The 24890-nt window shown below is 44.1% G+C and carries 21 protein-coding genes; 17 read left to right on the top strand and 4 right to left on the bottom strand.

The annotated features are described in order from the left end of the window. Positions 1-59: 59 nt before the first annotated feature. Together ACXAEY_RS01430 and ACXAEY_RS01435 are read left to right on the top strand one after the other, a co-directional pair. Positions 60-587 carry a YwhD family protein gene (locus tag ACXAEY_RS01430; protein ID WP_474809961.1) on the top strand — a complete coding sequence of 176 codons (528 nt, stop codon included), beginning with the start codon at positions 60-62 and terminating at the stop codon, positions 585-587. 174 nt (positions 588-761) lie between these two features. Further along, positions 762-1016, top strand: coding sequence for a DUF2164 domain-containing protein (locus tag ACXAEY_RS01435; RefSeq protein ID WP_474809962.1), 255 nt, complete (start codon positions 762-764; stop codon positions 1014-1016). 255 nt (positions 1017-1271) lie between these two features. On the opposite strand, the gene ACXAEY_RS01440 is transcribed toward ACXAEY_RS01435, so the two are convergent. Further along, complete coding sequence (locus ACXAEY_RS01440; RefSeq protein WP_474809964.1) at positions 1272-3332, bottom strand: transglycosylase domain-containing protein; 2061 nt, start codon at positions 3330-3332, stop codon at positions 1272-1274. A gap of 118 nt (positions 3333-3450) precedes the next feature. Between ACXAEY_RS01440 and bacA the strand changes: the two genes are divergently transcribed. The 5 genes from bacA (at position 3451) to argS (ending at position 8339) form a co-directional block, all read left to right on the top strand. Further along, positions 3451-4257: an undecaprenyl-diphosphate phosphatase gene (gene bacA / locus ACXAEY_RS01445; protein WP_474814702.1), complete on the top strand. Its 807-nt coding sequence runs from the start codon at positions 3451-3453 to the stop codon at positions 4255-4257. Positions 4258-4447: 190 nt separating this feature from the next. Further along, positions 4448-5275, top strand: coding sequence for a polyamine aminopropyltransferase (speE, locus tag ACXAEY_RS01450; RefSeq protein ID WP_474809966.1), 828 nt, complete (start codon positions 4448-4450; stop codon positions 5273-5275). An 11-nt stretch (positions 5276-5286) separates the two neighbouring features. Then, the gene (gene speB / locus ACXAEY_RS01455; protein ID WP_474809968.1) at positions 5287-6165 is read left to right on the top strand and encodes an agmatinase; all 879 of its coding nucleotides are present in this window, start codon (positions 5287-5289) and stop codon (positions 6163-6165) included. A gap of 87 nt (positions 6166-6252) precedes the next feature. After that, entirely contained in the window at positions 6253-6681 is a 429-nt protein-coding gene (locus ACXAEY_RS01460) for a YwiB family protein (protein ID WP_474809970.1), read from the top strand. After that, positions 6678-8339 carry an arginine--tRNA ligase gene (argS, locus tag ACXAEY_RS01465; RefSeq protein ID WP_474809972.1) on the top strand — a complete coding sequence of 554 codons (1662 nt, stop codon included), beginning with the start codon at positions 6678-6680 and terminating at the stop codon, positions 8337-8339. The genes ACXAEY_RS01460 and argS overlap by 4 nt, the downstream gene beginning before the upstream one ends. 41 nt (positions 8340-8380) lie before the next feature. Here argS and ACXAEY_RS01470 read toward each other — a convergent pair whose 3' ends face one another. Beyond that, on the bottom strand, positions 8381-8851 hold the full coding sequence (locus tag ACXAEY_RS01470; RefSeq protein WP_474809974.1) for a nucleoside deaminase: 471 nt from the start codon (positions 8849-8851) through the stop codon (positions 8381-8383). A gap of 245 nt (positions 8852-9096) precedes the next feature. On the opposite strand from ACXAEY_RS01470, the gene ACXAEY_RS01475 reads away from it, so the two are divergent. Then, positions 9097-9267 carry a XapX domain-containing protein gene (locus ACXAEY_RS01475; RefSeq protein ID WP_474809976.1) on the top strand — a complete coding sequence of 57 codons (171 nt, stop codon included), beginning with the start codon at positions 9097-9099 and terminating at the stop codon, positions 9265-9267. Positions 9268-9403: 136 nt separating this feature from the next. Beyond that, positions 9404-10129: an alpha/beta fold hydrolase gene (locus ACXAEY_RS01480; RefSeq protein WP_474809978.1), complete on the top strand. Its 726-nt coding sequence runs from the start codon at positions 9404-9406 to the stop codon at positions 10127-10129. Here the strand turns inward: ACXAEY_RS01480 and uvsE are convergent. Together uvsE and cls are read right to left on the bottom strand one after the other, a co-directional pair. Beyond that, positions 10092-11048, bottom strand: a complete 957-nt coding sequence (gene uvsE, locus ACXAEY_RS01485) for a UV DNA damage repair endonuclease UvsE (protein WP_474809980.1) — start codon at positions 11046-11048, stop codon at positions 10092-10094. The two genes, ACXAEY_RS01480 and uvsE, sit on opposite strands and share 38 nt — an antisense overlap. Before the next feature lie 75 nt (positions 11049-11123). Beyond that, positions 11124-12302 (bottom strand): cardiolipin synthase, encoded by a 1179-nt coding sequence (gene cls / locus ACXAEY_RS01490; RefSeq protein WP_474809981.1) that lies wholly within the window; start codon positions 12300-12302, stop codon positions 11124-11126. 248 nt (positions 12303-12550) lie between these two features. Here cls and ACXAEY_RS01495 point away from each other — a divergent pair, with 248 nt between their 5' ends. From ACXAEY_RS01495 to icmF, 8 genes are all read left to right on the top strand, one after another. Then, the gene (locus ACXAEY_RS01495; RefSeq protein ID WP_270180641.1) at positions 12551-14656 is read left to right on the top strand and encodes a (Fe-S)-binding protein; all 2106 of its coding nucleotides are present in this window, start codon (positions 12551-12553) and stop codon (positions 14654-14656) included. A gap of 151 nt (positions 14657-14807) precedes the next feature. Further along, a complete protein-coding gene (locus ACXAEY_RS01500) occupies positions 14808-15986 on the top strand; it encodes an acetyl-CoA C-acetyltransferase (RefSeq protein ID WP_474809983.1) in 1179 nt (392 codons plus the stop codon). A 19-nt stretch (positions 15987-16005) separates the two neighbouring features. Beyond that, the gene (locus ACXAEY_RS01505; protein ID WP_474809984.1) at positions 16006-16860 is read left to right on the top strand and encodes a 3-hydroxybutyryl-CoA dehydrogenase; all 855 of its coding nucleotides are present in this window, start codon (positions 16006-16008) and stop codon (positions 16858-16860) included. A 20-nt stretch (positions 16861-16880) separates the two neighbouring features. After that, entirely contained in the window at positions 16881-18017 is a 1137-nt protein-coding gene (locus tag ACXAEY_RS01510) for an acyl-CoA dehydrogenase (protein WP_474809986.1), read from the top strand. Between the two features lie 583 nt (positions 18018-18600). Further along, entirely contained in the window at positions 18601-19743 is a 1143-nt protein-coding gene (locus ACXAEY_RS01515) for an acyl-CoA dehydrogenase (RefSeq protein WP_270180409.1), read from the top strand. 14 nt (positions 19744-19757) lie between these two features. After that, positions 19758-20708, top strand: coding sequence for a methylmalonyl Co-A mutase-associated GTPase MeaB (gene meaB, locus ACXAEY_RS01520; protein ID WP_270180408.1), 951 nt, complete (start codon positions 19758-19760; stop codon positions 20706-20708). 42 nt (positions 20709-20750) lie between these two features. Continuing rightward, positions 20751-21368 (top strand): TetR/AcrR family transcriptional regulator, encoded by a 618-nt coding sequence (locus ACXAEY_RS01525; protein ID WP_270180640.1) that lies wholly within the window; start codon positions 20751-20753, stop codon positions 21366-21368. A 13-nt stretch (positions 21369-21381) separates the two neighbouring features. Further along, on the top strand, positions 21382-24645 hold the full coding sequence (icmF, locus tag ACXAEY_RS01530) for a fused isobutyryl-CoA mutase/GTPase IcmF (protein ID WP_474809988.1): 3264 nt from the start codon (positions 21382-21384) through the stop codon (positions 24643-24645). Positions 24646-24890: the final 245 nt, after the last annotated feature.

A 24890-nucleotide genomic window follows, 5' to 3' on the forward strand; every position in this document is an offset into this window, starting at 1 on the left:
TGTAGTGTGTATATGATAAAATGTTAGCGGAGAATAATGAATAAAGGAGGTCGTTCAACGTGGCAAAAGATGAAGAAAAAAAGCCTAAGAAAAAGCCTTCAACAGGCTTTAATATTTTGAGTGGTGACTCTACGGATGGTCATGGAGGATATGGGGTCGGAACCATTAATTTAGACAACGTATCCCCTGTTATCATCGATCCTACGACGGACGAGGTTTATGTAGATATAGGTGCACTGCACGCAAGAAGTGCACTTGAAAAGCGTAAAAAGCTCGTCAAAACGAAAGAAGAAGTTCCTGATGGACATACGGCATGGATCGTATGGGTAACGCTTCAAAGAGGTGAGGAAGGCCCGTTTTATCATGGGATCGGAGCATGTGAGTTCTTCTTGAACGCAGAGGCGAAGCGTGCATGGAAGAGTATGCCTGAACACGTGAACAACATGGATAAGTCGATGAAAGGGAAGGTCATCGTCGACAATATGGATGATAAATCTAGAGAAATGCTTCGTAACTACTTGATCGACTTCGATAAAGGTGTTTACGACCGCTCTAGTGATGAGTTGAAAGTGGCACTTGAGAAGTAAGTTATGACCTTTTTTTGAAAAAGTTATGAAATCGCTTGAGCTTTCGATGAAGTAGGATTAAAATTATGATACACAACACATATAGCTAGGACACAAAAGGACCCGGAGAAATGTCTCCGGGTCCTTTTGTATTGAGATGTTATACTTTTCTTAAACGTGAGAGGAGTGGTCGACATGTGGAAACAGTTTCCCCGTGAGAAAAAACAAGACTTGATCGAGCGAATTCAAACATACTTTTATAATGAGCGTGATGAAGAGATCGGTGAGCTCGCTGCAGAGAACTTTCTTCATTTTGTTATGTCTGAGTTAGGTCCATCCTTTTATAACGCAGGCGTAAAGGATGCGATTACGATGACAGAACAGAAGTGGATGAGCATCGAACAAGATTTGGATTCACTGATTAAGCCTGATCCAGAAGTGAAGAGATAAGGAAAATCCTGAAAAATCATATTACTGTGCTCCCGTTGCCGTAGGACTACCGCTTGCTTTCCTGCGGACGAGCGCCCGAGCCTCCTCCCGGGCAAAAGCGGTCCGGGGTCTCTGTCGCCCGTTCTTCCGCGGGAGTCAAGCGGTAGTCACTCCTACTAGTTTGCAATGAACCCAAATCGGATTGGCCTTTCTATTCAATTCAACTATATAAGAAAAACTTAAGCTGCCGAGAAGTTCTCGACAGCTTTATATTCGTTACCTTATCCAGTTAAAGAAGCGGTCTAAGAATCCTTTCTTGTTTTCTTGAATGTCTTGCTGGTGAGATGGGCCGACGTGGACGTCGCATACCTCATGCGGTTCGCTTCCTTCTATAAAGTATGTGAGCCTTTTGTTCGGGCAGTTTTCACCTGCGATCTTCCCTGTTTGCGGGTCGATGTCGATTCCTACGACACCTTCAGGAGCTTTAAATTCTTTTGCTTCTTCCCCTTCGAGTGCACCTTCAACAAATTGAGCCCAAATTTTCTTCGCATAGAACCCATCGTTTCGATAATTCAGTTTCTTGCCTTCATCGTATCCGATCCATACGGATGTAGCGAGTTGTGGTGTGAAGCCGACCATCCAACTATCTGTCGACGTCGAACCAGTCTTTGCAGCGGCAGGTCTCGTTAGCAAATGATCGACACCAGATCCCGTTACTTTTGTATAATCATTCAGTGATTCATCGAAAACCCCTGTCATCATGCTCGTTGTGACGAATGCAGCTTCTGGCTTTAATCGAAGTTCTTTCTTCGACTTGTGCTCATAGATCACCTTGCCATCACGGTCTGTTACTTTTTCAATGTAATGAGGTTCAACACTGAACCCTCCGTTTGCGAGCATACTGTAGGCTTCCGTCATCTCTAAGATTCCTACAGGTTTCGTGCCGAGTGCAAGGGATGGAATCGCTGATAACTTACTATCGATCCCGAATGTTTTTGCTGTTTCAACGAGAGTCTTTTCTTCTAGAAACATATGTGTTTTGACAGCGACGATGTTATCAGATAGGGCGAGTGCTTGCGCAATCGTAATTTCATCGTTCGCATATGCATCCCCATAGTTGTGAGGAGAATAGGTTTTTTTATCACCGTCGTAATAAAAGTTCGTGGGCTCACTTCTTACGAGCGTTGATGGTGTGAAGCCGTTGTTCATCGCAGCATAATAGAGAAAAGGTTTGAAAGTCGATCCAGGAGTACGCTTTGCCATGGTAGCTCGATTGAATTTACTTTCTTTATAGTCTCGTCCACCAACCATCGCTTTGATCGCTCCGGATTTTGGATCCATTGCAACGAGCGCGGCTTGGATGTCGCTTTTTTCCTCAATGGAATTCGCCACAAGATCTTCAGCCTTAACTTGCATCTCGGAATCTAATGTCGTATAGACATGAAGTCCGCCTTCTTCAATAATTCGCTCATCTAATGAAAGTTTATTTCGTAATTCTTTCTTCACTTCTGCTGTAAAATAAGGAGCCGTTTCGGACTCTATTTTTTCTTCGTTAAACGCCTGTAGTGCCATCGTTTCGTTTTCAGCCTCGATCGCTTCAGCCTTTGAGAGCTTATTCGTTGCGACCATCGCGTTCAATACGGTCGACTGTCTTTCTTTTGATCGATCGGCATCTGCGTATGGGGAGTAGTAGCTCGGTCCTTTTGGAATGCCAGCGAGCATGGCTGACTCAGAAACCGATAGTTCATCCGCACCTTTTCCAAAGTAAGACCTCGCTGCTGCTTCAATACCATACGCTCCGTGTCCATAGTAGATCGTGTTCAGGTACCCTTCGAGAATTTCTTCTTTCGAGTAGTGAACTTCGAGTCGATAGGCATAGAACGCTTCGAGTACTTTTCGTTTCCACGTTTTATCGTGTTCTAAGAATAAGTTTCTCGCGTATTGCTGTGTGATCGTACTTGCTCCCTGCACTTTCGCCATCGCTTTTAAATCAGCTAGAACCGCTCCTCCGATCCGTTTAAAATCAAAGCCGAAATGATCGTAGAAACTTCGGTCTTCGATTGAGAGTGTAGCATCTACCAAAGCCGGCGAAATCTCGTCCAGCTGAACCCAGTAGCGATTCTGACCACTCTGGTTGCTTTCTCCTATAACGTGTTCTTCCGTATCATAATAAATCGTTGTTTGTGGCACCTGAAGTGGTGGAGCACCAACGAAAACGGCAAGCAAATAGATCGATCCAAAGGAAAGACCGATAAAAAGTAAGCCGATAACCATCAAACGTAAAGATAGTTTCCCCAAGCGTTTCCAATAGGTAAAACGTTCACTCATTGGCTTCATGTGGTTCACCCCCACATTTCTTGTTTAAATCTAGTATGTGACAATCAAGAAACTCTTAAACACGCCAATCTATAAAAATAATTGTCCAACTTTTGAATAGGATAAAACGAATGAGTTCATTTTTACAAAGGGAGAGAGTGTAGTGGAATTATTGATTGCGATCATTCTTGGAATAGTGGAAGGGTTGACGGAATTTTTACCAGTTTCGTCTACAGGTCATTTAATTCTGACAGGGTACTGGTTGAACTTTGTAGATGAACGAGCGAAAACGTTTGAAATCGTCATCCAGCTAGGGGCGATTCTTGCGGTAGTTGTGGTGTATCGAAAAAGATTTATAGATTTATTTTCCCTCGATGATAATAAGGGGGGACTTTCTCTCATGCACATTATTCTAGGAATGATACCTGCGATCGTAGCAGGATTCTTACTTCACGGAGTCATTAAAACGTATCTCTTTTCACCTTCAACTGTCGTCATAGGACTCGTGTTAGGAGGCGTTCTTATGATTCTAGCTGACCTGAAGAGGACAGCTGCAGTTACGAATGACCTCGATGAACTGACATTGAAACAGGCTTTCTCGATCGGCGTCTTTCAATGTCTCGCACTTTGGCCTGGGTTCTCACGATCAGGAGCAACGATCTCTGGTGGTGTGTTGCTAGGAACAACACATAAGACGGCAGCAGAATTCTCATTTATTTTAGCAGTACCGATGATGGTTGCTGCGAGCGGGTACGATTTACTGAAGAGCTACCAATACTTAACGGTTTCAGACATACCGGTTTTCGCGGTTGGCTTCCTTGTGTCATTTATCGTAGCACTTATCGCTATTGTAACATTTATCCGTTTTATCGAGCGGGTCCGCCTCATTCCGTTCGCAATCTATCGGTTTATTCTTGCAGGCATCGTATGGATGATTCTTTTCTAAAACCAGTTGAAAAATCCTCTTGCTTTTTTATAAAAGTGAACTATACTTTTCTTGTGCTTCACGATTGATGAAGCTGCAAAAAACATGAAGATTTTCGGTTCACATACAGTCATTTGCGTTATACTAATCCTGTTTTGAGTCATCTGAATCGGGAACTTAGATAAAGAGATAGAATTGAGGAGTGATAGAGATGGAATTATGGTATACAGAGAAGCAAACGGAGCGTTTTGGAATCACGGCAAAGATCAAACAAACGCTGCATACTGAACAAACGGATTTTCAACGTCTCGATGTAATTGAAACAGAAGAGTTTGGAAACATGCTCGTTCTCGATGGAATGGTCATGACGACTCAAAAAGATGAGTTCGTTTACCATGAGATGGTAGCGCATGTGCCTTTGTTCACACACCCGAACCCGAAACATGTCCTCGTGGTAGGTGGGGGAGACGGTGGCGTTATTCGTGAAGTTCTAAAGCACCCTTCCGTAGAAAAAGCGGTATTAGTTGAAATCGATGGGAAAGTAATCGAGTACTCTAAAAAATATTTACCTGAAATTGCTGGCGAACTTGAAAATGAACGTGTCGAAGTACTAGTAGCTGATGGATTTATGCATATTGCTGAAAGCGAGAACGACTACGATGTGATCATGGTCGATTCTACTGAGCCAGTTGGCCCTGCTGCGAAGCTTTTTGAAAGAGGCTTTTATGAGGGAATCTCAAAAGCCCTAAAAGAAGATGGCATCTTTGTTGCTCAAACGGACAACCCTTGGTTCAAAGCGGATCTCATTTCACAAGTGCAGAGCGACGTGAAGGAAATCTTCCCGATCACGCGCCTTTATACAGCAAATATCCCAACGTATCCGAGCGGACTATGGACGTTTATGATAGGCTCTAAAAAAGTTGACCCACTTGAAGTAGAAGAAAGCCGTTTCCATGACATCGACACGAAATACTATACGAAAGATCTTCATAAAGCTTGTTTTGCACTACCTAAATTTGTGCAGGATCTACTGAAGTAAGGAGAGCAGCTATGAAATTCGATGAAGCATATTCTGGAAACGTGTTTATTTTAAGTAACCCTTCATTTGATGATAGTAATGTTGTGATCTATGGCATGCCAATGGACTGGACAGTAAGTTTTCGTCCTGGTTCAAGATTTGGTCCTGCCCGCATTAGAGAAGCCTCGTTAGGCCTTGAAGAGTACAGTCCATATATGGACAGGCACCTTGAAGAAATTCGATATTTCGATGCAGGTGATATCCCACTGCCTTTCGGAAATCCTGAGCGAAGCATCGAACTCATCGAAGAGTATATCGATTCTTTACTCGATCAAGGGAAGTTTCCATTAGGAATGGGTGGAGAGCACCTTGTGACATGGCCGATTATAAAAGCCTTCAACAAGAAGTATGACGATCTTGCGGTCATCCACATCGACGCTCACGCTGACCTTCGTGAAGAATATGAGGGGGAAGCATTATCCCATTCGACACCTGTTCGAAAGATCTGTGGTTTGATCGGAGCGGAGAATGTGTACTCGTTTGGAATTCGTTCTGGGATGAGAGAAGAATTTCAATTTGCTAAGGATTCTGGCATGCACATGTCGAAATTTGAAGTGGTTGAACCATTGAAGAAAGTTCTTCCATCTCTAGAAGGACGCAACGTCTACGTCACGATCGATATCGATGTATTAGATCCAGCATACGCACCAGGGACAGGTACTGCTGAAGCTGGAGGCATCTCATCGAAAGAATTGCTAGAAGCGATCACAATGATCGCAGATGCAGGCGTACGCGTAGTTGGTGCCGATTTAGTGGAAGTTGCACCGGTTTATGATCCATCAGAAAAAACGCCGATCGCAGCAAGTAAATTTATTCGTGAAATGCTGCTTGGTTGGACTCATAAGGAATAAATTTGGACTGAGGCTGTATTCAATTTGAATACAGCCTCTTTTTCTCATATAATAAGAAAGTTAACGATGTGTAAGGACGTGAATGCGATGAGTGATCATCCGATCGATTTAACGATTGAATCTAGAATTCAATCAGGTAGAGAAAAAGAATCTTCTAATCATACCGTTCAAGGTAAACTCGTTGAGAAGGGCGACTCCCTGTATCTGCGATATGAAGAAAACCTTGAGATTGGACAGGTTTCCACAACTGTGAAAATAGATAACGAGCAGGTAACGGTGATCCGTAGAGGAGCACTTTCGATGCGCCAGGGATTTGCGCCTGGACAGCTCTCTGAAAGTTTATATAAAACGCCGTTCGGTTCCATGCCGATGCAGATTCGTACAGAACGAATCGAGCAGCTGGTCGATCGAGAAAAAAACAAAGGGCGTTTGACCCTTCGCTATATTCTTTATCTAGAAGAAGATGAAACACAGCGACACGAGCTGTCGTTAAGCTGGAAAGGAGCAAGGCAATGAATAGTGTTGAACAAAAGAAAGAACAGTTAAAAGAGCAGATTAAACTTGCCGTCATTCAAGCGGGACTCGCAAGTGAAAATGAGATTCCAGAAGTCATTCTAGAATCACCTAAAGATAAGGCTCATGGGGACTATGCAACGAACATGGCGATGCAGCTCGCGCGTATTGCGAAAAAAGCGCCTAGAGCGATTGCGGAAGACATTAAAGCAAATCTAGATATGGACAAAGCATCCATCAAGCAAATCGATATCGCTGGCCCAGGCTTTATCAACTTCTTTATGGATACGAGCTACTTGAATGAGCTTATTCCGACGATTTTAGAAAAGGGCAGTGATTACGGGAAATCTGCCAGCAAAAACGAAAAGATCCAAGTAGAATTTGTTTCAGCTAACCCTACCGGAAGTCTTCATTTAGGCCATGCACGTGGTGCGGCTTACGGTGACACGCTTTGTAATATCCTTGACCGTGCAGGATATGACGTTTCAAGAGAATACTACATCAACGACGCAGGTAATCAGATCCATAACCTGGCTCTTTCTCTTGAAGCACGTTACATGCAGGCTCTCGGTCAAGAAAAAGAAATGCCTGAAGATGGCTATCTAGGTCAAGACATCGTTCAGTTCGGAAAAGATTTAGCCGAGAAAGAAGGCGACCGTCTTTTAGAGCTCGAAGAAAAAGAACGTTACAATTACTTCCGTGAATACGGACTTGAACGCGAACTTGAGAAATTGAAAAAAGACCTTGCTGAATTTGGCGTTGAGTTCGATGTTTGGTTCTCTGAAACATCTCTTTACACGTCCGGTAAGATCGATAAGGTACTGAAAAAGCTTCATGAGCGCGGAGAAACATTTGAAGAAGACGGCGCTACATGGTTCCGCTCAACTGAATATGGCGATGATAAAAACCGTGTCTTAATCAAAGGCGATGGTTCATATACGTACCTAACACCAGACATCTCGTACCACCAAGATAAGCTCGATCGTGGCTTCGATAAGCTCATCAACATCTGGGGTGCAGATCACCACGGCTACATTCCTAGAATGAAAGCGGCGATCGAAGCGCTAGGATATAAAAAAGAGCAGCTAGAAGTAGAAATCATTCAGATGGTCAACCTGTTTAAAGACGGCGAAAAGATGAAGATGAGTAAACGTACGGGTAAAGCGGTTACCCTTCGTGAATTGATGGACGAAGTTGGCATCGACGCGATGCGTTATTTCTTCTCTATGAGAAGCTCAGACTCTCATCTCGATTTCGATATGGACCTTGCCGTGTCTAAATCAAATGAAAACCCGGTTTATTATGTGCAATACGCTCATGCGAGAGTGTGCAGCATGCTCCGTCAGGGAAGAGAGATGGATCTTAGTGATGATGCAGATCTTTCACTCATCACGTCAGAAAAAGAGATCGACCTTCTGAAGAAACTTGGAGAGCTTCCTGAAGCAATCTCTGAAGCAGCTGAAAAACGCATGACACACCGCATCACGAACTATGCGTTCGAACTTGCGGCGGCGCTGCATAGCTTTTACAATGCGGAGCGCGTACTAGATCCTGAGAATCTAGAGCTTAGTGCAGCTCGCTTCAAATTGATGAAGGCAGTTCAACAAACGATTCAAAACACGCTTGAAATCATCGGTGTAACAGCACCTGAAAAAATGTAAGTCACACAAAAACGTCAGGATTGCTCCTGACGTTTTTGTACTTAATAATGGATTCGACTATTGTTGCTTCCCCACACGTCAAAAGGATCTTTGCTTTCCATTAAACCGATGTGATGAAAGGGAATGATGCGTTTCTCAGGCGGTTTTTCTATTTCATTATAGATCAGCGCATCATCAAAACCTGACGCTGCAGCTTCAAGTCGAGTAGCAGCAAAATATACCGTATCGGTCCTTGACCAGTAAATGGCTCCAAGACACATCGGACATGGTTCGCAGCTAGAATAGATCGTGCATCCAGAAAGCTGATGAGATCCAATGTTCGTGCATGCATTTCGTATCGCAACAACTTCCGCATGAGCGGTAGGGTCGTTCATAGACGTCACTTGATTATTCCCTTGACCAACGATTTGTCCGTTTTTTACAACGATGGCACCAAAAGGTCCGCCTTGATTGGTCACAACGCTTTTTGTTGCAAGCTTAATCGCCTCTTTTAACCAGTCTTCATGTGTCATCTTCACCACACTCCTTGTAATACACTATTAGACAAAGAAGAGGATATACCTATCGTTAGTATCTTTTGTAAGCGACAACGTTATGTAAATAATTCCATGGCTTCAAGGGTTATGTTTTTGATAGAATAGTCAAGTTGCAACTTTGAGCGGATTAACAACCAAGCTTTTGAAAGCCAGAGTGCTTCAAACGTCTTCATATTCCTCTTTAACTACGGGGATACTATTAAATAAAAGGAGCGATTTTTATGAAAATGGTTTTACTTGCAATTTTGACCGGATTTATTGTCGGTTTGGTATTTGCGATTTTTAAGCTACCGATTCCTGCTCCTCCAGCATTTGCAGGGATTGCAGGGATTATTGGTATTTACCTTGGCTTTAGGGCTTATGAGTATTTCTCAGGAGCTTTCTTTAATTAACAATTATTTTGTAAGATAACAATGCTTTCGTTCAAACCTGACGAAAGCATTTTATGTATTCAAGATAAGGACTGATGATATGCCATATGTACATTCTAAAAACACCCGAATATTTTATGAAGACGAAGGAGAAGGTTTGCCATTAATTTTTCTTCATCCTCCTGGAATGGGGCATGCTGTTTTCCATAAACAGAAGGAACTCACACGTTTTTTTCGTGTTCTTCTGTTTGATATGAGGGGACATGGAAAGAGCTCATCTGGTAACGATGAGCTATCAATCTCCCTGCTTGCAGATGATCTGAAAAACTTCATGGATGCTCTTCATATCGATCGAGCTGTTATTATTGGTTATTCCAGTGGAGGCAGTATCGCTCAGGAATTTGCCATTAATCATCAACATCGCGTGGTTGCCCTTGTGTTATGTGGCGGGTTCCCTGAGGTGAATGACCCTTTTCTTAACCTGGAGTTTAAAGCAGGAATTTCTCTTGCATATAACCTGAAGGCTCTTTCCTGGATTGTAGCGAAAAGCCATGCAAAAACGGAGGCTGAGTTTCGAATACTACGATCTTATTTTCAATTGACAGATCCAGAGGTATTAAAACAGTTTTATGTGAAAGGGCGCTTGTACACCTGTGTAGAAAAGCTTCCCAATTTACACATTCCGATATTACATTTAACGGGTGAATTTGCATTTTATTTTCATCATTATCAGACGATGTATGAAAAAGCTGTTCCGTCTGTAAGGACTGTTAGGGTATCAAATACATTTCATGAAATACCAACAAAATCATTTAGAGAATTTAATCATGCCGTACTCGCATTTCTCACTTCCATAAAAGCGTACTCCCATCCAATCGTTTAACTCCACGAATCGATGAAAGATCTTCTACCAGTTTAAGGGCTGCAAGGTCTTTTTTCTTTGCTTCGATCATAATATCCGCATCCTCACCATATTCCTTAAGCATTTTTATAAAAGGTATGGCGAACTCTGGATCAACGTAGTCCGCATGGCTCCGGTAGGCACTTTCTGATTTAGGCGACGATAAGTGATACTTCACCGGAACGCCTCGACCTTGCCACGTCTTTTCAACTCGTTCGAAAAAATCATTTGATAGGCCGTTTCCTTCATTGGCCATATGATGGTGATAATCAAAAATAAACGGTACTCCCGTTTTTTCACAAACTTCAAGTGTTTCTTCGGCGTCGTAGGTTTTGTCGTCGTTCTCAAGCGTAATCCTTTCCTTTATTCGGTCCGATACTGAGTTGAAGTTTTCATAAAAACGTCCTAGCGTTTCTTCTTTGTCACCGTATGCACCACCTATATGAATGTTTGTAATCGATCGATTATCGAGTCCCATCAGTTCAAGCATGGACGTGTGATAATCCAAGTCTGTGATGGCATTTTCGGTTACCTGCTTCCTAGGACTTGTGAAAAGTGTGAATTGATTCGGGTGAAAGCTCACTCTAAGGTTATGTTTTTTAACGAGGTCACCAATTTCTTTAAACTTATCTCGAAATGGCGTTTTATAATCCCACTTCGCTTCAGGGTGTGTAGCGAGGGGAACGATTGAAGAAGACATTCGATAAACTTTTATTTCATGTGCGATATTATAATGCAGTGCACGTAATGTATTCGTTAAGTTTGCATCCGTAACGGAAAGAAGCTTTTCCATTCGTTCTTCTTCAGAAAGTTTACTATAGCGAGCAAACGTCATCGTTCGAGCAGGGGTTGCTTCATATAGTGCAAGTGCATGTGAGACATAGCCAAACCGCAGTTTCATTAAGAGCATCCTTTCATGTGTGTTACTACTTTCATTCCCTCGTACAATTGAACGAAACCGTTCGTAGAGCGTCGCTTATAGAAACGGAGAGAGTACCCTCGCAAGCGGTCCGATCAGGCGGTTTTTCAACGTCCGATTTTTGAGCCTTTTCATATCCAGTAGTTCTGACTGAACGATGTCTCTGTCGATCGTTTCTTTGATTTGTTTGAGCATCTCTTTATCACGAAAAATGCAGTTGATTTCACCGTTAATCGTAAAACTTCTTCGATCGAAATTAGCTGTTCCGATGTCACATATTTCTTTATCGATCAACAGCACTTTAGCGTGAAAAAATCCATTCATGTACTGGTGAATTTCACAGCCGGCTTCAATAAGTTCTGTCAAATAAGGATACGATGCTTCTTGCACGAAAGGATGGTCCGCTCGAATCGGAAGGATAATCTTCACACTCACGCCTCGATGAATCGCATTCAGTATCGTTTTCTGTAATTGAGATCCTGGAATGTAGTAAGGTGTTCCGATATAGACGGTGCTCGTAGCTTTGTCGATAAGAGAGCAAAACACCTCTTCGACGTTGTTCCCATCCGTAACGTGAAGTTTCACAGTTGTTTCTCCTTTAGTTAAGGGTGGAAATAGGGCATCAGCTAGTTTGGCATCAGGATTTTCAAGTGACCAGTCTTTGAAAAACTGTTTTTGAAGTTCGTGGACCACTTCCCCTTTTAGACGCAAGTGGTAGTCACGCCAGTAGCCGAACTTCGGATCTTTTCCTGCATATTCATTTCCAATATTAAAACCGCCCATATACCCGATTCTTCCATCGATTACGGTAATCTTCCGATGATTTCGTTCGTTTAAAGACGTAAACAGAAGAGGAAATGATGCTTTTTTAGAATATGAGAAGCGCACACCGCATTCCTTCATCCGTTTAATTGTCGAACGTTTGATGCTTTTACTTCCTATAAAATCAGCTAACACGTTTACGCTCACGCCTGATGACGCTTTTTCACAAAGCTTATCGATGAACTCATTTCCTGTTTTATCATCTCGAATAATAAAAAACATCATATGGATGGTATTTTCGGCTGCATCAAGGTCTTTAAGCAGTGATCGAAAGAAATCGTCACCATCTGCGAAAAATTCCAGGTCGGCCTGTACAGACTTCATAGACGAACCGTTTTTTCTTCGTTTTCTTGCACCTAGAAAAAGGTCCAATCCGATCCATAACACGAAAGCAATCACTAATAAAAAGACCATTCAACACACCTCGATTCAACTAAAATCCATAAAAATAGTTTGCCCAAAATAATAAAAACTAAAAAAATCCCTGACTGAATGCTCATTCAGTGAAAAATATGTTATACTTTATTCAGAAAATTACTTTCATTCTGACTTAAAAGCGTTTTCATAAAATGTTCGAACAGTCGGGGAGCACAACTCTTGTTCAACATCCAAGGTAAAGCGTTCTTACAAGAAGGAATGACATGAAAGGAGATTTTGCCAACATGGATGTTTTATTGATCATCAACTGGATTGCTTTCATTGTTGTAACCGCTTACGCATTCTTTTTATTTGGGTACGTTGTTAAAACGCGTTATGAATTTATTAAGCTAGGAAAGAAAGCAGAATTCGATCGCTCCATGAAAGAACGCATCGAAGCGATCGTCGTAAAAGTATTTGGGCAAAAGAAATTGTTAAAGGATAAGAAAAGTGGAACGATCCATGTCATGATGTTCTATGGATTCCTTCTCGTCCAATTCGGCGCGATCGACATGGTCATCAAAGGTCTTTCGCCTGGATCTCATTTACCGCTCGGACCACTGTATCCAGCGTTTACGTTCTTCCAGGAACTTGTGACCGTCATGATCCTCGTAGCCGTAATCTGGGCGTTTTACAGACGATACATCGAAGCGATCGCTCGTTTGAAAAAAGGATTTAAAGCAGGACTCGTTTTACTTTTCATCGGATTGTTGATGGTTTCTGTTCTTTTTGGGAACGGGATGGAAATCATTTGGCATGAAATCGGCTATTCGTGGAGTGCACCTATCGCATCTGCGATCGCATTTCTTTTTTCTTGGATCAACGAGACTGCGGCTATCGCACTATTCTTTTTCTCATGGTGGATTCACCTTCTCGTACTGTTAACGTTCCTTGTGTATGTACCTCAGTCCAAGCATGCTCACTTAATCGCTGGACCTGTAAACGTATTTCTTGGTCGTACACATAAGGTTGGACAGCTTGCTTCGATCGATTTTGAAGATGAAAGCAAAGAAACATACGGCGTTAACACGATTGAAGATTTTAACCAAAAGCAGCTCGTCGATCTCTATGCGTGTGTAGAGTGTGGCCGTTGTACAAATATGTGTCCGGCGACAGCAACTGGGAAAATCCTTTCCCCGATGGAGCTGATCGTAAAGCTACGTAACCATCTAACAGAAAAAGGTGCAGCGGTAACGTCAAGAACACCTTGGATGCCAGCATATGCTTTCTCAGATACATCTGGTAATCAACTCGCTTATCAAGCGCGCGGCCAGCAGGAAACAGCAGCTGCAGCGGAAGGTCTTGTAAGTGATGAGTTGATTGGAAACGTTATCACAGAAGAAGAGATCTGGGCTTGTACGACTTGTCGTAACTGTGAGGACCAGTGCCCGGTCGAAAACGAACACGTAGATAAAATCATCGACATGCGACGTCACTTAGTCTTGATGGAAGGTAAGATGGATAGCGACGTTCAACGTGCGATCACAAACATCGAGCGTCAAGGTAACCCATGGGGCATCAGCCGTAAAGAGCGTGAAAACTGGCGCGATATGCGTGATGATATCGTCGTGCCTACAGTAAAAGAGAAAGAAAAAGCAGGGGAAGAGTTTGAGTACCTCTTCTGGGTAGGTTCGATGGGCTCTTACGATAACCGAAGCCAGAAAATCGCAGCTTCATTCGCTAAAATCATGAACGAAGCAGGGATTTCATTCGCAATCCTAGGTAACAAAGAGAAGAACTCGGGAGATACGCCTCGTCGTGTCGGAAATGAATTCTTGTTCCAAGATCTTGCACAGAAAAACATCGAGACGTTCCAGAAGCATAATATATCTAAAATCGTTACGATCGACCCTCATGCTTATAACTCGCTTAAAAATGAATATCCAGAGTTTGGACTTGAAGCAGAGGTTTATCACCATACAGAGCTTTTATATGACTGGATTAAAGAAGGAAAACTGAAGCCGAAGCACGAAGTGAATGAACGAATCACCTATCACGATTCTTGTTATTTAGGAAGATACAACGAGGTTTATGATCCTCCGCGTGAAATCTTACGTAGTATTCCAGGGGTTGAAGTCATCGAGATGGATCGCAGCCGTGAGAATGGAATGTGCTGTGGTGCAGGCGGTGGCCTCATGTGGACAGAAGAAGACACAGGTTCACGAATCAACGTAACACGAACTGAACAGGCACTAAGCGTTAAGCCGTCCGTTATCGGAAGTGCATGTCCTTATTGCTTAACGATGATGAGTGACGGAACAAAAGCAAAAGAAGTAGAAGAAGATGTATCAACGCTAGATATCGTCGAAATTCTTGAACGTTCGATCGTGCAGCGTGAAATCGTTCAATAGTCAGCACAAAAGGTAGCTTATGCGGGAGGAGACTCCGGCATGAGCTCCTTCCTTTGTGTGTTATGAAGTGGATACACGGTGAACGAGCGTTCAGTCGCTAAATAACTTGTATTTTGACAGCGTTTTCAACTATATTGAGGAGGTTTTCAAGATGGGCAAAACAGTAATCGTAAGCGGTGTTCGAACACCATTTGGAAAATTTGGAGGTGCACTCAAGTCACTAGAAGCTCCTGAGCTAGGCGGTATTGCGATCAAGGAGTCCTTGAAACGAGCTGGTATCGAAGCAGATCAAGTCGGTGAAGTAATCATGGGTTCCGTTCTCCAAGGTGGTCAAGGTCAGATTCCTTCGCGTCAGGCGGCGAGACACGCAGGAATTCCATGGGAAGTAAAGACAGAAACGATCAATAAAGTATGTGCGTCAGGTTTACGCAGTGTCACGATGGCGGATCAAATTATTCGCGCAGGTGATGAAGAAGTGATCGTTGCAGGTGGAATGGAATCGATGAGCAATGCCCCTTACATTTTGAAGGACGCGCGCTGGGGCATGCGAATGGGTGATAAAAAAATCGTCGACCTTATGGTGCACGATGGCCTGACGTGTTCGTTCGATGGATGCCATATGGGCGTGTACGGAAATACGACAGCAAAAGAATATGAAGTATCTCGAGAAGACCAGGATAAATGGGCGTTCAGAAGCCAAGAGCGTGCTGTGAAGGCAATGGAAGAGGGGATTTTTGCAGAAGAAATCGTACCTGTAGAAGTGCCTCAGCGTAAAGGGGATCCTCTATTGGTGGAACATGATGAAGCGCCTAGAAAAGGAACGACTGTTGAACAGCTTGGTAACCTGAAGCCTGTTTTTGGTGCTGACGGTACAATCACTGCAGGGAATGCACCTGGTGTGAACGATGGAGCGGGTGCTCTTGTATTGATGTCTGAAGAACGTGCTGAGAAAGAAGGAAAGCAGCCGATGGCTACAATTCTCGCTCATACAGCGATCGCAGTAGAAGCGAAGGACTTCCCACAAACGCCAGGACTTGTTATCAATGCGCTATTAGAGAAAACAGGGAAAACACTTGAAGAAATCGACTTGTTTGAAATTAACGAAGCGTTTGCGGCCGTTGCACTCGCTAGCGGAAAGATCGCTTCGTTAGATGAAGAGAAGGTGAACGTTCATGGCGGTGCAGTGGCACTAGGCCATCCGATCGGAGCGAGCGGCTCTCGTATCTTGATCACATTGATCCACGAGCTTAAAAGACGCGGCGGTGGCGTAGGTATCGCAGCGATTTGCAGTGGCGGCGGTCAAGGCGACGCAATCATGGTGCAGGTATAACGGAAAGGGAGGAATGAACATGGAAATCAAATCAGTAATGGTGATCGGTGCAGGACAAATGGGATCTGGGATCGCGCAGGTGTGTGCGATGTCTGGCTACAAGGTGTATTTAAACGACCTTAAGCAGGAGTTTATTGATAAAGGTCTTTCAAGAATCGAAAGCAACCTTTCGAAACAGGTGAAAAAAGAGCGGATTTCTCAACAAGATTTGGTCGCAGCGATGGATCTTCTGCAAGGTACGACAGATCTAAATGATGCAAAAGAAGTTGATATCGTCATCGAAGCAGCGGTCGAAAACATGGAAGTAAAGTGCAACCTCTTTTCACGACTTGATGAAATTGCAAAAGACCATACGATTCTTGCGACGAACACCTCATCTCTTCCGATCACTGAAATCGCGGCGGCTACAAAGCGTCCAGGTAAAGTCATCGGCATGCACTTCATGAACCCTGTACCTGTCATGAAGTTAGTTGAGATCATCAAGGGTCTTGCAACGACTGATGAGACGTTCTCTGCTGTAGAAAACCTTGCTCATGACCTTAAAAAATCGCCAGTTGAAGTGAATGACTTTCCAGGTTTCGTATCGAACCGCATCTTGATGCCGATGATCAACGAAGCGATCTATACCGTTTATGAAGGTGTTTCTTCACCAGAAGATATCGATCAAGTGATGAAGCTCGGTATGAACCATCCCATGGGACCACTTACTCTTGCTGATTTTATTGGACTCGACACGTGTCTATATATTATGGAAACGCTCCATGAAGGCTTTGGGGACGATAAATACCGCCCATGCCCGCTTCTCCGCAAATATGTGAAGGCCGGCTGGTTAGGACGTAAGACTGGAAGAGGATTCTACCAGTATCAGGATTAACATCACGAGGAGGAACAGAGATGGAGCTTGTTTTTACAGAAGAACAAAAAATGATGCAGAAGATGGTCAGAGATTTTGCTGAAAAAGAAATTGCGCCATTCGTAGAAAAAATGGAGGAAACGGATGAGTTCCCGCGCGACATCATCAAGCGAATGGGTGAACTTGGTTTGATGGGAATCCCTATTCCAGAAGCATTCGGTGGAGCTGAAATGGACTATACGTCTTATATCATCGCGATCCATGAGCTTTCAAAGGTTAGCGCAACGATCGGTGTCATCCTTTCGGTGCATACCTCTGTAGGCACTCTTCCGATTCTTAATTTTGGAACAGAAGAGCAGAAACAGCGTTTTGTTCCGAAGCTCGCTTCAGGTGAGTACCTTGGCGCGTTTGCACTGACTGAAGCTAGCTCAGGATCCGATGCGAGCAGCATGAAAACTCGTGCTGTCCGAGACGGTGATCACTATAGACTGAACGGGTCCAAAGTCTTCATCACAAACGGAGGCGAAGCAGACACATACGTCGTGTTCGCACGTACGAATCCTGATGAAAAAGGAAGTAAAGGTGTTACAGCGTTTATCGTTGAAAAAGACACTCCAGGCTTCAGTATTGGAAAAAAAGAAAAGAAAATGGGCTTGAACGGTTCAAATACAGTGGAGATCATTTTCGAAGATGCTCGCGTACCTGTTGAAAATCGCCTCGGTGAAGAAGGGCAAGGCTTCAAAATCGCAATGGCAAACCTCGAGAGCGGCCGGATCGGAATCGCCGCACAATCTCTTGGAATTGCAGAAGCTGCATTAAATTATGCCGTTTCCTATGCAAAAGAAAGACAGCAATTCGGAAAGCCGATTGGCCAAAACCAGGGTCTTGGCTTCAAGCTTGCCGACATGGCAACAGAAGTAGAAGCTGCAAAACTACTAACCTATCGCGCAGCAGATCTCAAAAACCAGGGCATCCCATGCATGCAGCAAGTATCCATGGCAAAACTATTCGCCTCAAAAGCAGCCGTAAAAGCATCGATCGAAGCCGTCCAAGTATACGGAGGCTACGGCTACACAAAAGACTACCCAGTAGAACGCCTCTTCAGAGACGCAAAAGTCTGCGAAATCTACGAAGGCACGAGTGAAATACAGAAGATCGTGATTAGTAGGGGGTTATAACGAAAAGCGGAAGCGCCCGTTAAGCCCCGACAAGCGCTGGAACCTTTCAAAATGAACACGCTCTTTGTGTTCAATTTGAAAGGTGAAGCGACTCGAGGGGCTGGGCGCTGCAGCTGGACAAGAAAAGCGGAGGGGAGCGTTCAGAAACGGCAATATTGGAACTCTTGAATGGGAACACGTTCTTTGTGTTCCTATGAAAGAGTGAAATATTGAAGTTTCTGCGACCCGCAGCTAGACAAGAAAAGCGGAACGGGCCGCTTAGCCCCGACAGGCGCTGGAGCCATATCAAATGAACACGTTTTTTGTGTTCAATTGAAATGGTGAAGCGACCCGAGGGGCTGAGCGGAGGGGAGCCCACATCCCCCTCTCAACCCTAGAACAATCCCAATTAGCTAATAAAATCAAATATTAGACAATAAATCTCGTTTTTGGACAATAAATTCTCATTTTAGCTAATAAATCTCAGTTTTGGACAATAACCTGTCCATCGCACCGTCAAAACGCTAATCCAGGAGCCGCAACCAAGACGATCACCATGACAAAACGCTCCACCGACACCTAAATCAAAAGGAGAGAACCTCATATGAACTTTCAACTTTCAGAAGAACACGAAATGCTACGGAAAATGGTCCGTGATTTTGCAAAGAAAGAAGTAGAACCAACAGCGGGTGAGCGTGATGAAGAAGAACGCTTCGACCGTGAACATTTTACGCATATGGCTGAGCTTGGCTTAACAGGTATCCCGTGGTCAGAAGAATATGGCGGCATTGGGTCTGACTATTTGAGCTATGTGATTGCTGTTGAAGAGCTTTCGAGAGTGTGTGCTTCGACAGGGGTTACACTTTCAGCACATACGTCTCTCGCTGGTTGGCCAGTAAATGCATTCGGAACGGAAGAACAGAAGCAGAAATTCCTTCGTCCGATGGCAGAAGGAAAGATGATGGGGGCGTATGGCTTAACGGAGCCGGGCTCTGGTTCAGATGCTGGCGGCATGAAAACGACCGCTAAACTAGACGGAGATCATTACATCCTCAATGGCTCAAAGATCTTTATCACAAATGGCGGCGAAGCAGAAATCTATATCGTCTTTGCACAAACGGACAAAGAAAAGCGTCATAAAGGGATCACAGCGTTTATCGTAGAGAGCGATACGCCAGGGTTCTCTGTAGGGAAAAAGGAGAAGAAACTAGGAATCCGTTCATCTCCAACGACTGAAATCATCTTTGAAGACTGCCGTGTTCCGGTTGCGAACCGTCTTGGCGAAGAAGGGCAAGGGTTTAAAATCGCAATGAAGACGCTAGATGGTGGTCGAAACGGAATTGCGGCTCAAGCAGTTGGAATTGCTCAAGGAGCACTAGATGCTGCTACGGCATATGCAAAAGAACGGAAGCAGTTTGGGAAACCAATCGGTGAAAACCAAGGGATCGGCTTCAAGCTTGCTGATATGGCGACAAAGATCGAAGCAGCAAGACTATTAACCTACCAGGCAGCTTGGAAAGAGAGTCAAGGACTTCCGTACGGAAAAGAGTCCGCGATGTCCAAGTTGTATGCAGGCGATATCGCGATGGAAGTAACAACAGAAGCGGTTCAAGTGTTCGGAGGCTATGGTTACACGAAAGATTACCCGGTTGAACGTTTTATGAGAGATGCAAAGATCACTCAAATCTACGAAGGAACAAACGAAATTCAGCGTCTAGTTATTTCAAGGATGCTATTGGCTGATTAAGAAGGATGAGTAGCATGGATTCTCTTGCACAACGAATTTCAAAACGCGATGAACGTGCACTTGCGAAAGCGATCAGCTTAGTTGAAAACGATGCAGAAGGAAAACTAGAGCTGTTAAAGGATATCCATTCGATGACAGGTCACGCACATTACATCGGATTAACAGGATCTCCGGGGGCAGGAAAGAGTTCACTCGTCAATCGACTCATCACCTACCTCAGGAAGCTTGATCTCACTGTTGGCGTTGTAGCAGTCGATCCAACGAGTCCATTCAGTGGGGGTGCGCTTCTGGGAGATCGCGTTCGAATGGCAGAGCATTTCACTGATCCAGGAGTCTTTATTAGAAGTATGGGTACACGAGGTAGTCTTGGGGGGTTATCACGTACGTCAAAAGAAACGGTACGGCTAATGGATGCGTACGGATTCGATGTCATCTTGATAGAAACCGTAGGAGTCGGACAGTCAGAACTAGACATCATGAAGATCGCTGATTCCATTGCTGTGTTATTGAATCCTGGAAGTGGTGATGTGGTGCAGGTGTTCAAAGCTGGCATCATGGAGATCGCAGACATGTTCATCGTGAACAAAGCGGATTTGTCAGGTGTACCGAAATTACTAGCAGAGCTTGAAAGCATGCTGGATATTGTAAAGCACGATGCAGATTGGCGCCCACCGATCGTGAAGACGGTCTCGGTTCAAAACCAAGGCATCGATGAGGTATGGGAGCGGTTGAAGGAGCATCTCGCTTATTTGAAAAAGTCTGGTGAGCGAGAGCGACGCCGTAAAACATCGCTAGAACGTGAAGTGATCGAAGTCGTTCATGCTGAAATGATGAAGCGGCTAATCGAGCAAGAGAAAGAGAACAGAAGCTGGGTAGAAGAAGTTAAGGAGGGGTCGATCGACCCTTATTCAGCTGCAGTCAGACTACTGGATGACTATTACGGAGAAAAAGTAGACAAAAGCTGACGGGAAGGGGCTGGGTATGCGGTGAGAAAGAACGTTCCTTCGATGGTGAAGGATGAAAAGCTGATTCAGAAACGACGGGAACAAATGATAAAAGCGGCTGTGAGCCTTTTTAAAGAAAAAGGGTTTCATCGAACGACGACGCGGGAGATCGCTCGGGTAGCGGGCTTCAGTATTGGAACGCTTTATGAATACATTCGAAAAAAAGAAGACGTTCTCTATCTCGTATGTGACAGTATCTACGATGAAGTTAGAGAGCGGTTAGAAGAACAGATCAAGCCGGGTGTGAAGGGAATCGATCGTTTGAAGCAGGCGCTGCATGCGTTTTATCAAGTGATGGATGACTTTCAAGATGAAGTGCTCGTCATGTATCAAGAAGCGAAGTCATTACCGAATGAAACGCTGCCTTACGTGTTGAAGAAAGAGATCGGAATGGCAGAAATCTTTGAGAAGTTGATTCAAGATTGTGTAGATGAAGGCATGCTTCAGTTAACTGAAGAAGAAGTATACGGAGCATCCCACAACATTCTTGTGCAAGGGCAGATGTGGGCGTTCAGGCGTTGGGCGCTCCGCTCTCATTACACGATCGAAGAATTTACGAAGATGCAAGAAGCGTTCATCATTCAAGCGCTTAACCCTATTAATACTGCGAATAGAACGTGAAGGAGGAAACAGTGTGAGTGTAACTGAAACGAAAAAGCCTGTTAACCATGTCCGTTTTGTAACGGCTTCTAGCTTGTTCGATGGTCATGATGCGTCGATCAACATCATGCGCCGCATTCTACAAGCGAGTGGTGCAGAAGTAATCCACCTAGGTCACAATCGTTCCGTAGAAGAAGTTGTAAACGCTGCCATCCAAGAGGATGTTCAAGGAATCGCGATCTCTTCTTACCAGGGCGGTCACATGGAATATTTTAAATACATGTACGATCTATTGAAAAAAAATGGTGCGTCTCATATCCGCATTTATGGTGGAGGCGGCGGTGTTATCATTCCAAAGGAAATCAAAGAACTTCATGAATATGGGATTTCGAGAATTTTCTCTCCGGACGATGGGAGTGACCTCGGTCTTCAAGGCATGATCGATCTTATGATGAAGGAATGTGACTTCCCAACATTTAAGCAAATCGATAATCAGCTTGAGCGCGTGAGCAAGCGTGACCCTCAGGCTGTATCAAGCTTGATCACTCTTGCAGAGAGTTTTGGTGCTAAGCGATCTGAAGAAGTAGCTGCAACGGCTGAGAAAGTCTTCACAGAGCTTAAAGGAATGGAAACATCAGCGCCTGTCATCGGAATCACCGGTACAGGTGGTGCTGGTAAGAGTTCATTAACGGACGAATTGGTTCGTCGATTTATCAATGAATACGAAGATAAAACTGTTGCGATCCTTTCGATCGATCCAACGAAACAAAAAACGGGTGGTGCACTTCTTGGTGACCGCATTCGTATGAATGCGATCCATAACGATCGCGTCTTCATGCGGAGCCTTGCTACGAGGAAGTCTAAGACAGAGCTATCTCTTTCCATTCGAGAGGCGATGGCTGTCGTCAAAGCGGCTGGCTATGATCTCATCATTATCGAAACGAGTGGAATCGGGCAAGGCGATGCAGAAATCGCTGAGATCGCGGACGTTTCAATGTACGTGATGACAAGTGAATTTGGTGCCCCTTCGCAGCTAGAAAAAATCGACATGATCGATTTTGCTGACCTTATCGTAATCAATAAGTATGAGAGAAAAGGCTCAGAGGATGCACTTCGTGATGTGAAAAAGCAATACCAGCGCAGTCATATGCTGTTTGAACAGGACCTCGATAAGATGCCTGTGTATGGAACGATTGCGAGTCAGTTCAACGACCCTGGAACGAACACGCTGTTCAAAGCTTTGATCGATACGATTCAGAGGAAGTGTGGGAATGACTGGGCAACCAATATCGAAACGAGTGAGATCGTTGAAAAGCTCAACCTGATCATTCCTCCACAGCGCCAGCAGTACTTACAAGACATTTCAGGCTCTGTACGCCGCTATCATGAGTATGTTGAGAAGCAGGTACAGCTCGCACGTAAAGCCTTCCAGCTTCAGGGTACGATCGAGATGCTTCAAGGGAAAGAAGAAAACGAAGAAACGATCAAGATGCTTTCCAAGATGAAGGATGACAACATGGATGACATGCATCCTGAAACGAAGAAAATTATTGAGAGCTGGCCAGAGGTTAAAGAAAAGTATAGCGGTAAAGAATTTGTCTCTGTAATACGTGACAAAGAGATCGTAACGGAGCTTACGACGAAGAGTTTGTCAGGGATCGATATCCCGAAGGTTTCTCTTCCGAAATACGAAGATTGGGGAGAAATTGTCCGTTGGGTATTAAAAGAAAACGTTCCTGGTTCGTTCCCTTACACTGCTGGCGTGTTTCCGTTTAAGAGAAAAGGAGAAGATCCAAAGCGCCAGTTTGCTGGTGAAGGTACTCCTGAACGGACGAATCGCCGCTTCCACTATCTATCAAAAGATGATGACGCAAAACGTCTGAGTACGGCTTTTGATTCCGTGACGCTTTACGGAGAAGACCCTGACTACCGCCCTGATATTTACGGGAAAGTTGGAGAGAGCGGTGTAAGTATATGTACACTCGATGATATGAAGAAGCTGTACGCCGGATTTGACCTTTGTGCGCCATCAACGTCCGTTTCAATGACGATCAACGGGCCTGCGCCTATCATCCTCGCAATGTTCATGAACACTGCGATCGAGCAGCAGGTTCAGCGATTCGAAGAAAAAGAAGGGCGTAAGGCGACAGAAAAAGAGCTCGCCGAGATTAAGGCGATGACGCTCAGCACCGTTCGTGGAACGGTTCAAGCTGATATTTTAAAAGAAGATCAGGGGCAGAATACGTGTATCTTCTCTACTGAATTTGCACTTCGTATGATGGGTGACATTCAGGAATACTTCATTAATAATGAAGTTCGAAACTACTATTCGGTCTCTATTTCCGGATATCATATCGCTGAAGCTGGCGCGAATCCGATTTCGCAGCTCGCATTTACACTTGCGAACGGGTTTACGTACGTTGAGTATTACTTGAGTAGAGGAATGGACATCAACAAGTTTGCACCAAACCTTTCATTCTTCTTCAGTAACGGATTGGATCCTGAATATACGGTGATCGGTCGTGTAGCAAGACGAATCTGGTCGACTGTGATGAGGGAGAAATATGGTGCGAACGCTAGAAGTCAAAAGCTTAAGTACCATGTTCAAACGTCAGGACGCTCTCTTCATGCACAGGAAATGGACTTTAACGACATTCGTACAACGCTTCAGGCGCTGATGGCGATTCAGGATAACTGTAACTCACTTCATACAAACGCGTATGATGAAGCCGTTACGACACCTACGGAAGAATCCGTGCGTCGAGCGATGGCGATTCAGATGATCATTACAAAAGAACACGGACTCAGTAAGAACGAAAATCCACTTCAAGGATCTTTTATTGTTGAAGAACTAACGGATCTCGTTGAGGAAGCGGTTCTGACAGAATTCGAACGCATCAATGCACGCGGAGGCGTTCTCGGTGCGATGGAAACTCAGTATCAGCGCGGTAAGATTCAAGAAGAATCGATGTATTATGAGATGCTGAAGCACACGGGTGACCTTCCGATCGTAGGGGTGAACACATACAAGAATCCAAATCCACCTGCTGAGGAAGAGTGGAACATGGAGCTTGCAAGAGCAAGTAAAGAAGAGAAAGAACAGCAGATTTCAAACCTTAAGGAATTCCAGGAAAGAAATGCTGGTGAAACGGAAGATGCTCTTCGCCGTTTGAAGCAAGCTGCTCTTACGAAAGGAAACATCTTTGAAGAATTGATGGAAACGGTAAAAGTGGCGAGCCTCGGTCAGATCACGACTGCGCTCTATGATGTCGGTGGGAAATACCGTCGAAATATGTAGACGGGTAATAGCTTGTCAAACGAATCGGTTCATATTATTGTAGGAGGAAGGATAGTCCTTCCTCCTATTACGTTTGCGAATAGACGCCTTTTTTGGACAAACCCTTCGATTGAACTAGATTTGTTTAAAAATCGTAGCATAGATTGAGGAAATTTGTTTATAATGAATGGTATGATTTTTATAAAATAAGAAAAACTATCTATTTGGATACCTAACATAGCTTGTTTTTCATATCATTCGGGTAA

It is taken from the genome of Anaerobacillus sp. ABA4_114, assembly GCF_056159065.1.

What these genes read in the sequence shown, in the direction of transcription:
- ACXAEY_RS01435 (WP_474809962.1), top strand. Translation starts at nt 762, where the DNA reads ATGTGGAAACAGTTTCCCCGTGAGAAAAAACAAGACTTGATCGAGCGA.
- ACXAEY_RS01440 (WP_474809964.1), bottom strand. Translation starts at nt 3,332, where the DNA reads ATGAAGCCAATGAGTGAACGTTTTACCTATTGGAAACGCTTGGGGAAA.
- speE (WP_474809966.1), top strand. Translation starts at nt 4,448, where the DNA reads ATGGAATTATGGTATACAGAGAAGCAAACGGAGCGTTTTGGAATCACG.
- speB (WP_474809968.1), top strand. Translation starts at nt 5,287, where the DNA reads ATGAAATTCGATGAAGCATATTCTGGAAACGTGTTTATTTTAAGTAAC.
- ACXAEY_RS01460 (WP_474809970.1), top strand. Translation starts at nt 6,253, where the DNA reads ATGAGTGATCATCCGATCGATTTAACGATTGAATCTAGAATTCAATCA.
- argS (WP_474809972.1), top strand. Translation starts at nt 6,678, where the DNA reads ATGAATAGTGTTGAACAAAAGAAAGAACAGTTAAAAGAGCAGATTAAA.
- ACXAEY_RS01470 (WP_474809974.1), bottom strand. Translation starts at nt 8,851, where the DNA reads ATGACACATGAAGACTGGTTAAAAGAGGCGATTAAGCTTGCAACAAAA.
- ACXAEY_RS01475 (WP_474809976.1), top strand. Translation starts at nt 9,097, where the DNA reads ATGAAAATGGTTTTACTTGCAATTTTGACCGGATTTATTGTCGGTTTG.
- uvsE (WP_474809980.1), bottom strand. Translation starts at nt 11,048, where the DNA reads ATGAAACTGCGGTTTGGCTATGTCTCACATGCACTTGCACTATATGAA.
- cls (WP_474809981.1), bottom strand. Translation starts at nt 12,302, where the DNA reads ATGGTCTTTTTATTAGTGATTGCTTTCGTGTTATGGATCGGATTGGAC.
- ACXAEY_RS01495 (WP_270180641.1), top strand. Translation starts at nt 12,551, where the DNA reads ATGGATGTTTTATTGATCATCAACTGGATTGCTTTCATTGTTGTAACC.
- ACXAEY_RS01500 (WP_474809983.1), top strand. Translation starts at nt 14,808, where the DNA reads ATGGGCAAAACAGTAATCGTAAGCGGTGTTCGAACACCATTTGGAAAA.
- ACXAEY_RS01505 (WP_474809984.1), top strand. Translation starts at nt 16,006, where the DNA reads ATGGAAATCAAATCAGTAATGGTGATCGGTGCAGGACAAATGGGATCT.
- ACXAEY_RS01510 (WP_474809986.1), top strand. Translation starts at nt 16,881, where the DNA reads ATGGAGCTTGTTTTTACAGAAGAACAAAAAATGATGCAGAAGATGGTC.
- ACXAEY_RS01515 (WP_270180409.1), top strand. Translation starts at nt 18,601, where the DNA reads ATGAACTTTCAACTTTCAGAAGAACACGAAATGCTACGGAAAATGGTC.
- meaB (WP_270180408.1), top strand. Translation starts at nt 19,758, where the DNA reads ATGGATTCTCTTGCACAACGAATTTCAAAACGCGATGAACGTGCACTT.
- ACXAEY_RS01525 (WP_270180640.1), top strand. Translation starts at nt 20,751, where the DNA reads ATGGTGAAGGATGAAAAGCTGATTCAGAAACGACGGGAACAAATGATA.